Raw genomic sequence first — 13,640 nt, forward strand, 5'->3', positions numbered from 1 at the left:
CATGAAACTTACTTTAAGTGATTTTGAAATTAAAATCCCAGATATCAACATCGATAACACTTCAGAAATAAAAATTGGTTCTTATCAAGATTACACCATACAAACGGATGCATGTGAAATCCTACAATTTGCCTTGGAAAGCAGTAACGATTCAAACAACGTTTTCATTGTTGGTCCAAACCGTAGTGGTAGAAGAGGTATGACTCGAAAGATCATCGAAAGAATTTCATTAACTCAAAAAGCTCCTCAAGATCTTCTGTATGTTTTTAATTTCAAAGAAGAAAAGAAACCCAAGCTGTTGAAACTACCCGCAGGAGAGGCCAAAAATTTCAAATCTGAATTGCAATCTATTATTAATTCGTCTGTACAAGTTTTAAATAAAACTATGCAGACGGAAGAATTCCAACAAAGATTAAGTTCATTAGAAAAAGAATACAACGAGCAGAGGGAAAAATTGTGGTCCGATCTAAGAAAACAGGCTCAATCTCTTGGTTTTATACTTGAGGCTTCTGAAAAAGGTATAGTCAGCGTTCCAGTGTATGACGGCAAAAAAATAAGCAGCTCAGAGTTTGAAAATCTTCCAGAAGAGATAAAGGAGTATTTTAGAAAAAATTCAGAGAAGTTGCGAGAATTAATTGAAAAAACTATGGTAAAGATCACGGAGATGGATAAAGAATACTGGGAGGAAGTTAAAAACTTACGACGCTATTGGGCTGCATTTAGCTTAGCTAAGCTTTTTGAACCCCTTGAAAAGAAATATCTCAAATATTCAGATGTTTTTGAATACCTTCAAAACTTAAAAGAAGACATAGCTTCTCATTTATCCCAATTAACTTCTGAAAATCAAAACCTAATAACTTATCTTAAAGAAAAAAGATACAATGTCAACATTGTAGTAGATAATTCTTATCTACAAGGTGCTCCTGTGATAGAAGAAGATAACCCCACTTTTTCAAATTTGGTTGGTAGAATAGAGTATTATTCCCAAATGGGACTTCTCCAAACTGATTTTACAATGATAAAATCGGGGGCTTTCCACAGGGCAAATGGTGGTTATTTAATCATGGAAGCGGAAAAAGTTTTAAGAAAACCTTACGCTTGGGAGGTAATTAAAAGGGTTTTATCTGAAAAAGAAGTAAAAATTGAAAATATTCAAACTGCTGAAGGCTATTCGAACGTTGAAAGTTTGGAACCAGAACCTTTATCTTTAACCGTTAAAGTAGTACTCATTGGAGAAGAATGGGTGTACGATTTATTAAGAGTTTACGATAGCGAATTCGAAAAACTTTTTCCTATAAAATCACAATTTGACTATGAGGCAGAGTTAAGTAACGAGAATTTAAATAAATTTTTAGCTTTCTTAAGCAACACAGTGGAAGAAAACGATATCTCACATTTTACAAAAGATGCGATTGAAGAGATAATCAAGTACAGTTGTAGGATGAATGGAAATAACAAAAGGTTCTCTTTAAAATTGGGGGAAATTAAGAATCTACTAATAGACTCTTGCAACATTTCTAGAAAAAATGGAACAAGCCCATATATAACCTCCAAAGATATAAAAGATACTATAAAGTTTAGAGAAAAGATGTTTTCATTTCATAAGAAAAAATTATTTAATGCAATTAAAGAACAAAAGATTGACATAAGAACTGAAGGCTCTGAAATTGGGCAAATAAATGGATTGACTGTTTTGGATACAGGAGATTTCACCTTTGGCCATCCAGTCAAAATAACAGCAAAAAGTTACAGATCCTCTTCTGAAAAAATCATAAATATACACAGGGATATTGACTTAAGCGGAAAAATATACAAAAAATCTTCATTGATAATAGAAAACTATTTCAAACATAAATTTTCTTCTTTTATAGAAACAGGCTTCGGCGTTTCTTTAAATTTTGAACAAGTTTACTCTATCATTGAAGGAGACAGCGCTACAATAGCAGAAACTCTGGCTTTAATGTCTTCTATAGCTAACATTCCATTGAAACAAAATATTGCCATCACCGGATCTATGAATCAAAGTGGAGAGGTTTTACCAGTTGGAGGAATAATCGAAAAAATAGAAGGATTTTACGACGCTTGTAAAAATCTCAATTTTACAGGAGACCAAGGGGTAATTATTCCAAGTAAGAATATCGATAATATTGTATTAAAAGACGAAATAAACGAAGATATACAAAATGGAAAGTTCCATATTTGGGCTATTGATAATATAGACGAAGCGATCGAACTAATGACAGATTACAAAGCAGGGACACCAAATGAAAACGGTGAATACGAAGAAGGCACATTTTATTACTATGTGAGTGAAAACCTCAAGAAATTATCAAAAGAAGAGAAAAAAGAAAAAGACGAAAAAGAAAACAAATAAGCCAGATCAATTTTAAAACCCCCATCGTATATAGATGGGGGATTTTAATTATAATCCATAAATTGCAGAAAACTTCTCTTTTATATAGTCAACAAAATATTTGGGATTAAGAGTTTCACCTGTAACCTTTTTCAAAAGTTCTTCTGGTTCGTATATTTTACCGTACTTATGGACATTCTCAACCATCCAGTTCAAAACTTCTTTTGAATCTCCTTTTTCTATTTGAGATGGATAATCTTTTAAATCTTTTTTCAATTTTGAGAGCAATTGAGCACTGTAAAGATTGCCTAACATGTATGAAGGAAAATAACCAAATTGCCCATTTGACCAATGAACATCTTGCAAAACACCTACGGCATCGTTTGGTGGCACGATACCTAAATATTCTTTCATTTTATCGTTCCAAACGGTTGGTAATTCATTTACCTTTATTCTATCGTTGATCAGTGCTTCTTCGATTTCAAATCTCAACATAATATGAAAGTTATAAGTTACTTCATCTGCCTCAGTCCTGATAAAATCTTTTTTAACTATATTGACACCTTTATACAGTTCATCACTGCTTATTCCTTCAAAAGATGGGAAAGTATCTTTCAACTTTTTAGAAAAGAACACCCAAAAATGAGGACCTCTTCCTATAATATTTTCCCAAAATCTTGATTGGGATTCATGCACAGCCATAGAAGTACCTTCATCCAAAGAAGTTTCAAAAAATTCTTCAGGAATATGAAGTTCGTATAAAGCGTGTCCACCTTCGTGCATAGTTGAAAATAAAGAATATCTCAAATCTTTATTGTTGTATCTTGTTGTAATTCTAACGTCTTTTGGACCAATTTTTGTAGTGAAAGGATGAGCAGACATGTCCATACGTCCAGAATCGAAATCGAAATTCATAAATTTTAACGCTTCCAGAGATAACTCTTTCTGCTTATTTACGTCGAAATCACCTTCAAAAAAATCGTACCTTGGTTCTTTTCCCTTTTCTAAAAGCTCTTTCATAAAGGGTAGGAGATGCTCTTTTAAGTAATTTATTGTGCCTTTCAACGTTTCTGTTTTCATTCCAGGCTCGAATAAGTCTAAAAGAGCATCATATCTATTTTTTTCATATCCTAAAGCCTCTGCTTGTTCTTTTTCTAAAGATACGACTTCTTGCAAATAAGGTTCAAACAAAGAAAAGTTATTTTCTTCCCTGGCTTTTTTCCAAAAATGACCTGCTTTTGAAGTCGTTTCGGCTAATTGTCGGATAAGTTGTGGAGGCAACTTTTTAAACTTATCGAAATCTTTCTTGGTTACCCTTACCATTGCTTGATCAATATCACTTAATTCATCATAATTTTCCTTCTTTGAAAAATAATCCAAAAATTCACCCATCTGATCGGAAACGGACATTCTAAACAGTGACTCCATAAGTTCTCCTAAAGCTTTAGAACGATACTCAAAAGCATTGTTTGGAGCGTTAGTTTCTAAATCCCAGTGCATTAGTGCAATAGCTTGACTGTATCTTGAAATTTTGGCTTGAAATTCTTTAAATTCTTCCAATTTAGACATCTTTTTTACCCCCTCTTATACAGATTTTTCTATCTTTAGAAATTCTAAAACTTTATATATAGCGCCCATAAGGATAAAAATTCTTTACCTTTTGCCCCGCTCCCCACCCTCTAAGGATAAAGCAGCTATACAGATTTTGTTAGTTATCCTAATTATATCAGATTTCTTGAACTATCACAAAGTTTGCTGTATAATATTGTAACGACAGCATAATTATACAAGAAACAAGATTTTCAAAATATAATTCAGGGGGTAGTTATGAATTATCTACTTACTTTAATTTCAGGTGTTTTAACCGGTTTGGCTATGCCAGGTAATTTATTTTCTTTTTTCATTTGGTTTTCATTGGTTTTCTTTCTGAGGAATATGACCAGATCAAAAACTCACTATGAAAGATTACTCCATACGATAATATATTCCTCTTCCATGCTTGTAACTACTCTTTGGTGGCTGCTTCCTACTTTATCCAAAAATATACCCCAAATTTTAAAAAATTATTCTCCAATCGTTGGTTTTTTTGGATACGTTGGAATGATAGTACTTTTAATGATACCTTATCTCATCATTTGGCTTTTATCAGAACTTTATCATCGAAAAGATAGACAATACAATTATCTTTCATTGGTCTTTTTCTATTCTTTTGCCTACACTGTTGCGGAAGTTTTAAGGGGGTTTGGAGATTTGGCTTTTATGGGAGGAAATTTATCATACGCCCTTTACGATCATACTGGAATAATACAAATCGCCTCTATTATAGGGTCTTTTGGTCTCACTTTTATCGTAGTTTTCGTCAATGCCTTGATAGCTTTCGATAATTCACGTGACAAGGTATTTAAAATTCTTGCCATATTTACTACTATATACATTTCTAACTTTGCTATAGTGAGGTATCTACCTCCTATCAATGGCACAAACGATTCCATAAAGGTTGGAGTCGTTCAAATGAATGTTCCACAAGAGATCAAGTACTCCTCAAATCCAATACAAGATTATTCAACTTTTTCTAAGAATATCGAAGAATTTAAAAATAGGGATGTGGATGTAGTAGTTTTTCCAGAATCAACTTTTCTTGAAGACGTCTCAAAATTAGAAATAGAAAGCCAAATAGTAAGAGACATTCAAAACTTATACAAACCTGTAATATTAGGACACCCAAGGATAGACAACGATAACCATTTTAACTCTGCCTGGGTATATAACCAACATGGGAGTATTGAGGGTATCTACGATAAGGTTAAATTAACACCATTTGCCGAATTTTTACCATATGAAACTATATTTGGAAACTTTGATGTTTTTAGATTATTAAACTATTATACTCCTGGGGAAGAATACTCAACCTTTTCATTAGACGGAACTAATTTTGGTGTACAAATATGTTTTGAAACTTATTTTCCTGAAGTTTCAATTAATCAAGCTAAGAATGGAGCAAATTTATTGATTGCAATATCTAACGACGGTTGGTTTAATTCAAAAACCGGCCTGTTTCAACACTTCAGTCAGGGCGTTTTTAGAGCAGTAGAAACGAGAAGAGATTTCATTCAAGTTTCAAATACAGGCTTAACCGGCTCAATCGATAAATATGGAAGAATCACCAACATATTTGAAACCAAAGAGGAAAAAACGGGGATCTTTTTTGTCAACCCAAACGATAATATCTCGTTTTACTCTAAGGCTTCAGACATATTAAAAATCTTATTTTTTATCGGAGCCCTTTTGCTAGCAATTCTTTAAATTCAATATCCAAATTCTAAATCAATTAAGTCTTTTGCCGTACCACCTTTTAGAAAGCCTTTTATATTTTCTATGGTTTCATCGATACTATACCTTGTAGCTTCAGTGTTATAACCTCCAACATGTGGAGACAAAACAACGTTATCAAAGGTATGAATTGGGTAATTGGCTGGCAAAATTGATGGTTTTTCTTTGGAGGGATAATTATACCAAACATCTATAGCGGCTCCAGCTAATTTTTTAGATTTCAAAGCTTCGTATAGTGCCCTTTGATCTATAACATCACCTCTTCCAACGTTTATTATGTACTTGCCAGTCATTTTATTAAACACCTTTTCATCGATAAGCCCTTTTGTATATTTCGTCAAAGGTAGAGTTACGAATACAATTTCACTTTCTTCTATTACATAATCTAAATCAGAACTAATCTCATCCACATTTTCAATATCTATATTTGCATTTCTTTTATAGCCCACAATTTTACAGTTAAAAGTTTTAAGCATTTGTGCAAGATTTTTCCCTATATTGCCTAATCCCAATATTGCACAACTTTTGTTTTGAATAGATACCCATGAATCTTTAACACTTTCTCCAGCACTAAATCCATGCCAAATTCCTTCTTTTAAATCGTTATGATAAGGCACAATTTTCCCAAGAAGAGCTAAAGCAAGGGCAAAAGCCCTTTCTGCCACTATTCTAGCGTTACCATGACTATTTGCAACGCTAATGCCTTTTTCTTTTAGTATTTCTAAGGGTAATTGGTTCACCCCAGCATATGGAACAAAAATCATTTTCAAATTCTTTGACTTCTCCAATATATTCTCATCCAAGTCTCCACCAAACACTATTGCATCTGTAACTTCCATAGCATTTTCTACATTGCTGATTTCTTCACTATCTAGAAATTCATCGTTGGGAAATAATTTCTTCAATTCACTAATCTTTTCTTTCCAGTACGAATTTAACTTGTTCATAAATAATACTTTCAATTTTTTCTAATGCCCCCTCAAAGTGATTAATTTTACAGTCTTTAGAGATTCTAAAACTTTATACATAGCGCCCCTTCGCCCCGCAGCCCACCCATCTAAGGAAGAAAGTTATAATCCTTTACCTAGCTGAATCGAAACGGGCTTCGCCATGTACCCCTTACTGTTTAATAATCAACAATAATTATATCACAAAAAAAGTCGGAATTAAACTAAAAATTTTAAAAGCGGCTAAAGCCGCTCTTTTATATATCATCTTTGAATTTTTGCCAACTCTTCAAAATTTCCTTTCAACGATTTATACAAATTCTTATAAATTCCATAATAATCATCGTAAATCTTTGTATCTTGATAATTAGGTTCAATAATTTCTTTGAATCTTACCCATTTTAAAACATCTTCAAGCTTTTGGCCATCTCCTACTGCAGCCAACATAGCTGCTCCATACGCACCGCCTTCATCAATTTTAGGCATTTTAACGGGTATTTTGAAGTTTGTTGCAACAATCTTTGCCCAACTTTTATTTTTGGCTCCTCCTCCAACTATCCTCATATCTTTTATCTCTGTTTTTTCCTTTATAAGTTCAAAGGAATCCCTAAGGCCAAAGGTTATACCTTCCATGGTTGCCCTTAATATGTCGTTTTCAGTATTCAAAGAAGAAATCCCAAAAAAAACACCTCTCGCGTTAGGATCTCTATGTGGAGTTCTTTCACCGTTTAAGTAAGGAAGAAAAATAATACCGTTTGAACCTGGTACTGATTGGTTTATTCTTTCTTCTATTTCTGCCCAATCCAAACTTGGAAAAAATCTATTTTTAACCCAATTTAGAGAATGAGCAGCTGAAAGCATTACCCCCATGTAATAATATTTATCTTTTATTACATAGTTAAAGTAATGTATTTTTCCTGATAAATCAGGTTCCTTTTTTTCAGTAAGAGTTAGAACAGTACCCGAAGTTCCAATACTAACCATCGACTCTCCTGCTTTCGATATACCTATCCCAAACGCAGCTGATGCATTATCTGCTCCTCCTGAAACAACTTTTGTGTTCTTCCATCCTAATTCTTTTTGTAGGTTTTCTTTTATTTCACCTCGAATCCCATAAGAAGGATACAATTCAGGCATTATATCCATATTAATACCAAAAGTTTCAAATATCTCTTCATCCCAATAATTTGTTTTTACATTAAAACAAGCTGTTCCAGACGCATCGGAGTAGTCTATACCAATGGTTCCTGTTAGCTTAAAAACTATATAATCCTTAGGTAGAAGAATCTTCTTTATTTTGTTAAAATTATCTGTTTCATTTTCTTTTAACCACAGTATTTTTGGGAAAGTGAAACCCTCCAAAAAGGGATTGCCTATTTTGGAGATAACCTTTTCTTCACCACCAAAAGCTTCTGTAGCTTCTTTGCATTGGGGAGTGGTTCTTTGATCACACCAAAGGATTGCGGGCCTAATAGGTTTATTATTTTCATCCAAAACCACTAAACTATGCATTTGTCCGGAAAACCCTATTACATCTATTTGATGCGTTCTGGACACTTTTTTTAATATGTCGTATACACCAATCCACCAATCTTCAGGGTCTTGTTCAGCCCATGCAGGTTTGGGAACTTTCATTTCTAATGGATAGGAATAACTATCCAAAACTTCTCCTTCTTCAGATACAACTAAACCCTTCAATCCGGTTGTCCCGACATCTATTCCTAAATATTTGTGCAAACTGATCACCTCATTCTATATAACAGCTTTTTCTGCAAAATCATCCATCACCCTTAAATTTGCTCCCGTTAGACATGCTGTATCTATATCAAAAAATGGTCTCAAAGGTTTTTTAAAAGATTTTAATGCTGGTTTCAGAGTTCGCGTCCTTATAATATTTTGAATCTCTGTGAAATAATCATCAGGAAAAAGATACCCATACCCCCCAAAAATTACAAACTCAGGATTCAAGATATTTATTAAATTAACTGTTCCTACTCCTAAATAATACAACATCTGTTTAATTATTTCATTGGCGTTTCCTTCCTTCTTTTCGGCTTTTAAAAGAAGATTCCTGAATTTTTCTTCGTAATTGTTGCCTTCCAATCGTCCATTGCTGTATTCGTATATCTTAGAAACGGTATCAATTGAGGCAAACGTTTCCCAACATCCTTGATTATTGCAAAAACATTTTACTCCATCTTCATCGATGCTCATGTGACCAAATTCACCCGCTGTGTAATTAGGTCCCAAATGAATTTGACCGTCTATAAGCAAAGCTCCTCCTATTCCCTGAGATATGAAAACATAGACTCCATTGTTTAGGTTTGCGATATTTTTGTTAAAATACATCTCTGCTTGTAGAGCTAACTTTGCCTCATTTGCAGCGAAAATTGGTTTGTCACATTGAGGTAGTTCTTTCAAAATTGCTCCTCTAAGATCGATCTCACTCCAATTAAAATGGGGTACGTATTCGATAATCAAGTTTTTCCTATCGATCATTCCTGGAAAAGAAAAAGAAAGGCCTACTATATTATTCCCATTAGCATTTTCATATATTCTTTTTATCTCAACAGCTAATTTACCAATAAAAACATTAAAATTTTTTGGGGTTTCAAATTCAACAATCTTATTTATTGAATTGTTCATATATCCAAGACCTACGACTGTTTTTTCAACTCCAACCTTAACGATAATGGAAGCAGCAACACCTTTTGCTGCTTCCAGTTTTATAGGTTTCCTTCCAACCCCTTTAGAAGATTTTCTATCTCCTTCTTCTATTAATTTTTTAGAAATTAAATCATACGTTATCTTTGTCACAGTACTTTTATCCAAACCTGTAAGCTTAGAAATCTCATTTCTTGAAATTCCAGAATAATATCTGATTAAATTGAAAACCATTAATTTGTTTGAATATCCCATTCTTTCTGCATTGATTTTCTTTATCTTCAAAACAAAGCCTCCTGATTTATTGTCTATTCGTAGATATACAAATTTAATAAGTTTTCCAAATATTCTTGTCTTCCCGATTTTGGTACTCCCACTTTTTTATCTAGTACATACTCTTCGAGTTCTTTGAAATTAGTTCGTCCATCCACTATCTTTTTACCCATTCCTTCATTAAAACTATTATACCTTTTTTCTACAAAGTCTTCCAAAACTTTGTCTTCTAAAATCTTATTGGCTAATATCAATCCTAACGCAAATGCATCCATTCCTGCTATATGAGCGTAAAACAGATCAATATTTTCGTAAGAAGGTCTTCTAACATGTGAGTCAAAGTTCAAACCACCCGGAGCTATTCCTCCATTCTTAAGTATTTCATACATTGCCAAAACGTTTTCAAATACGTTTGTTGGGAATTGATCTGTATCCCATCCCAACAATAGATCACCCATGTTAGCATCAACGCTTCCCAATATATTATTTATCCTTGCATACCTTAATTCATGTTGAAAAGTATGACCAGCAAGAGTGGCATGATTTGCTTCTATATTGAACTTGAAATACTTATCAAGATCGTACTTTTGTAAAAATGCATAAGAGTTCGCAACATCAAAATCATATTGATGTTTTGTGGGCTCTTTTGGTTTGGGTTCTATCAAAAATTGGCCATCAAAACCAATTTCTTTGGCGTAATCTACAGCCATGTGTAAAAAATTAGCCAAATTGTTCAATTCCAACTCCATATTAGTGTTTAAAAGGGTTTCATATCCTTCTCTTCCACCCCAGAAAACGTAATTTTCACCATTTAATTCCTTAGTTATTTCAAGTGCTTTTTTCACCTGTGCAGCGGCATATGCATATATATCTGCATCACAAGATGTAGCTGCACCCTGCATAAACCTTGGATGAGTGAAAAGATTTGACGTTCCCCAAAGAAGCTTTATACCTGTTTCTTTCATTCTCTCCTTTATTCTTTCTACTAATTTATCTAATAACTTATTTGTTTCTCTCAACGTTTCTTGTTCATCAACTAAGTCTCTGTCATGGGTACAAAAATACTTAACCCCTAATTTGCTCATGAACTCAAATGCTGCATCACATCTTGCGTAAGCTTTATCTAACGGATCCGAAAATTTGTTCCATTCTCTGTTGGCACTTTCGACCCCGAACATGTCCCTTCCTTCTGCAGTGAAAGTGTGCCAGTATGCCACAGAAAATCTCAAGTGTTCTTCCATAGTTTTATTACCAATTTTTCTCTCGGGATCATAATAATGAAAAGCTAGTGGATCCTTTGATTCCTTACCTACATACTCAACCTTTTTAATATCTTTGAAGTATTCTGCCATTTTAAGACCTCCTATATGTTATTTTGCAAATAGTTATGCCTCTTTCTTTTTACTTGCAACATCAAACCATACTGCAAATATTAATACTAACCCTTTTATAATAGACTGCCAAAACACAGGGACATTCATAAGACTCATTCCATTGTCTAAACTTGCCATAACAATCGCTCCAATTACTGCACCAACAACAGTACCAATTCCACCCATTAAGCTTGTACCACCTATAACACACGCAGCTATTGTATCTAACTCCGCTCCTTCTCCGCCTGAAACTGATGCAGCATTAAGTCGAGAAGTTAAAAAAATACCTCCAAAAGCTGCTAACAATCCATTAATCATAAAAACTATAAGTGTAATCTTTTTTACGTCTATCCCAGACAAAGTTGCCGCCTGACTATTGCCACCAATTGCATATATATATCTTCCAAAAACTGTATTTTGAGAAATATAAGTAAAAAATATTAAAAGAATAAGAGTTATTAATACGGGAAAAGGAACTCCTCGATAAGAATTAAAAATTAGAATAAAAATAGCTATTAATATAGTATAAGCTAATAACTTTAAAAATTCCACTTTTAAAGAAGGAGCATTTAATCCATGAGATTTTTTCTTTTTCCATGAATTAAGTTCTGCTACAATTATAAAAATAGCACCGATAACTCCTATTATTATCCCTATAATATTGGACAGATAGCCCTTCCCTAGAAACTCAAAAAAACCTCTCATTGGACCAATAGTAGTACCTTTTGTAATTCCTAATAGTATTCCTCTGAAAATGAGCATACCACCTAATGTAACAACAAAGGCTGGAACTCCTCGATAAGCTACCCAATATCCATTCCATAAACCTATCAAAAGTCCAATACCTAAAGTAATGAGGATAGAAATTAAGGGATCCATTCCGAACCACACGTGCAAAATTGCTACAATGCCCCCTGTTAGTCCTACAATAGAACCAACCGAAAGATCTATTTGGCCTAATATTATAACAAATACCATCCCCATTGCTAATACTGATAGAAACACTGATTGTCTAAACAAATTAGAAATATTTCTAGCGCTTAAAAAAGAACCTTCGGTCAAGATGGCAAAAAAAACCCAAATTACTATTAAAGCTATTATCATCATGTATGATCTTAAATTTAAATTAATCTTTTTCTTTTTCAAAATACCCCTCCTCCTTCAGTCGCAGTTGCAAGGTACATAACTTCTTCTTGGGTTAAATCGTGATTAATATTTTCTAATTCTCCCATAAATTTACCTTCATGCATAACTATTACCCTATCGCTCATACCTATTATTTCTGGTAATTCAGAAGAAATCATAATTATTGATATACCTTGAGATGTTAAATCATTCATTAATGAATATATTTCTTGTTTAGCCCCAACGTCTATTCCTTTTGTAGGTTCATCCATAATCAATATTTTTGGTGTCCTTATCAAATTTCTACCAAGTAAAACTTTTTGTTGATTTCCCCCACTTAAAGTAGTGATATTCGCTTCTGGAGAAGAAGCTTTAATATTTAATTGTTTGATCATTCTAAGAGCTTCTACTATTTCGTCTTCTTCAGATATTTTAAAATAACTACCGAACTCTTTAATAAAAGTAATTGAAAGGTTTTGCCTTACAGATAAATTGGGAAATATCCCCAAATTTTTCCTATTTTCGGATAAATAAGCTATTCCTAGTTCTAACGCTTGCCTTGGTGAACTTATTTCTAATTCTTTAGCGTTCAAAAATATCTTTCCTCTTTTATTACTCGAATTGAATCCTATTATACTAGTCATTAATTCTGTCCTACCGGCACCAACTAATCCGAAAAGACCTAATATTTCTCCTTTTCTAAGGTTAAAACTAACATCTTCAACGACTTTTCTTTGAGGATCATATTTCTCATAAAGTGTATAATTACTCACTTCAAATACTATTTCGTTGGGAATATAACTCCTTTTGGGGAACATTTGATTTATTTCTCTCCCCACCATCATTTTTATGAGATCACTTTCTTTTACTTCACTAATCGGCTTTGTGTCAATTAATTTACCATCTCTTAAAACGCTGACTGTGTCAGCTAACTCAAAAATTTCGTCAAGCTTATGTGAAATATAAATAGAGGTGATCCCTTCAGATTTCAACTCTTTCAAAATATCAAATAATATCTTTGTTTCATTTTCTGTTAAAGAGGAAGTTGGTTCATCCAAAATTAAAATGTTGCAATTTTTAACTAACGCTTTAGCAATTTCAATTAACTGTTGTTTTGCGGAACCTAAGTATTTTACTTTAGTAAGAACATTTTCATTCTCCATCTTCAATTTTTTTAACCATTTCTGAGTTTCCTTGATCATTTCATTCCAATCTATCGAAACACCTTTTACAATAGCTTTTCCCATAAAGATGTTTTCAACGATATTTAATTCATCAAATAGACTCAATTCTTGGTGAACAACAGCTATCCCAGCTTCTTCGGCCTCTTTAGGATTTCTAAATTTCACTCTTTCACCATGTAAATAAATTTCACCTTCATATGTTCCTAATGGATATATTCCACCTAAAATACTTATCAAAGTAGACTTCCCTGCTCCATTTTCGCCACAAAGGGCATGGATCGTATTTTCTTCTATTTTTAAATTGATATTTTCAAGAGCTTTTACTCCAGGAAACTCTTTTGATATGTTTTTCAATTCTAAAAGAGTGGCCATTTAATCACCTCAATTGTTA

9 protein-coding genes are annotated in these 13,640 nt (G+C 33.1%); 2 read left to right on the plus strand and 7 right to left on the minus strand.

Features of this window, described 5'->3' with window-relative positions:
• Nucleotide 1: 1 nt before the first annotated feature.
• Entirely contained in the window at nt 2–2,374 is a 2,373-nt protein-coding gene (locus X928_RS06305) for a Lon protease family protein (protein WP_103078974.1), read from the plus strand.
• 48 nt (nt 2,375–2,422) lie between these two features.
• Here the strand turns inward: X928_RS06305 and X928_RS06310 are convergent, their stop codons facing one another.
• Nucleotides 2,423–3,922 (minus strand): carboxypeptidase M32, encoded by a 1,500-nt coding sequence (locus tag X928_RS06310; RefSeq protein WP_103078975.1) that lies wholly within the window; start codon nt 3,920–3,922, stop codon nt 2,423–2,425.
• A 258-nt stretch (nt 3,923–4,180) separates the two neighbouring features.
• On the opposite strand from X928_RS06310, the gene lnt reads away from it, so the two are divergent.
• Nucleotides 4,181–5,656 carry an apolipoprotein N-acyltransferase gene (gene lnt / locus X928_RS06315; RefSeq protein ID WP_103078976.1) on the plus strand — a complete coding sequence of 492 codons (1,476 nt, stop codon included), beginning with the start codon at nt 4,181–4,183 and terminating at the stop codon, nt 5,654–5,656.
• A 2-nt stretch (nt 5,657–5,658) separates the two neighbouring features.
• Here lnt and X928_RS06320 read toward each other — a convergent pair whose 3' ends face one another.
• From X928_RS06320 to X928_RS06345, 6 genes are all read right to left on the minus strand, one after another.
• Nucleotides 5,659–6,645 (minus strand): 2-hydroxyacid dehydrogenase, encoded by a 987-nt coding sequence (locus tag X928_RS06320; RefSeq protein ID WP_103078977.1) that lies wholly within the window; start codon nt 6,643–6,645, stop codon nt 5,659–5,661.
• Between the two features lie 249 nt (nt 6,646–6,894).
• Nucleotides 6,895–8,367 (minus strand): xylulokinase, encoded by a 1,473-nt coding sequence (xylB, locus tag X928_RS06325; protein WP_103078978.1) that lies wholly within the window; start codon nt 8,365–8,367, stop codon nt 6,895–6,897.
• A gap of 15 nt (nt 8,368–8,382) precedes the next feature.
• Nucleotides 8,383–9,579, minus strand: a complete 1,197-nt coding sequence (locus X928_RS06330; RefSeq protein WP_103078979.1) for an ROK family transcriptional regulator — start codon at nt 9,577–9,579, stop codon at nt 8,383–8,385.
• A gap of 23 nt (nt 9,580–9,602) precedes the next feature.
• Entirely contained in the window at nt 9,603–10,919 is a 1,317-nt protein-coding gene (xylA, locus tag X928_RS06335) for a xylose isomerase (protein WP_103078980.1), read from the minus strand.
• Nucleotides 10,920–10,952: 33 nt separating this feature from the next.
• Nucleotides 10,953–12,047: an ABC transporter permease subunit gene (locus X928_RS06340; RefSeq protein WP_103078990.1), complete on the minus strand. Its 1,095-nt coding sequence runs from the start codon at nt 12,045–12,047 to the stop codon at nt 10,953–10,955.
• A 35-nt stretch (nt 12,048–12,082) separates the two neighbouring features.
• Nucleotides 12,083–13,621 carry a sugar ABC transporter ATP-binding protein gene (locus tag X928_RS06345; protein ID WP_103078981.1) on the minus strand — a complete coding sequence of 513 codons (1,539 nt, stop codon included), beginning with the start codon at nt 13,619–13,621 and terminating at the stop codon, nt 12,083–12,085.
• Nucleotides 13,622–13,640: the final 19 nt, after the last annotated feature.

Origin of the sequence: Petrotoga miotherma DSM 10691 (assembly GCF_002895605.1) — a bacterium.
GTDB lineage: Bacteria > Thermotogota > Thermotogae > Petrotogales > Petrotogaceae > Petrotoga > Petrotoga miotherma.

Coding starts and splice junctions, on each gene's coding strand:
- X928_RS06305 (WP_103078974.1), top strand. CDS start 2: ATGAAACTTACTTTAAGTGATTTTGAAATTAAAATCCCAGATATCAAC.
- X928_RS06310 (WP_103078975.1), bottom strand. CDS start 3,922: ATGTCTAAATTGGAAGAATTTAAAGAATTTCAAGCCAAAATTTCAAGA.
- lnt (WP_103078976.1), top strand. CDS start 4,181: ATGAATTATCTACTTACTTTAATTTCAGGTGTTTTAACCGGTTTGGCT.
- xylA (WP_103078980.1), bottom strand. CDS start 10,919: ATGGCAGAATACTTCAAAGATATTAAAAAGGTTGAGTATGTAGGTAAG.
- X928_RS06340 (WP_103078990.1), bottom strand. CDS start 12,047: ATGATGATAATAGCTTTAATAGTAATTTGGGTTTTTTTTGCCATCTTG.
- X928_RS06345 (WP_103078981.1), bottom strand. CDS start 13,621: ATGGCCACTCTTTTAGAATTGAAAAACATATCAAAAGAGTTTCCTGGA.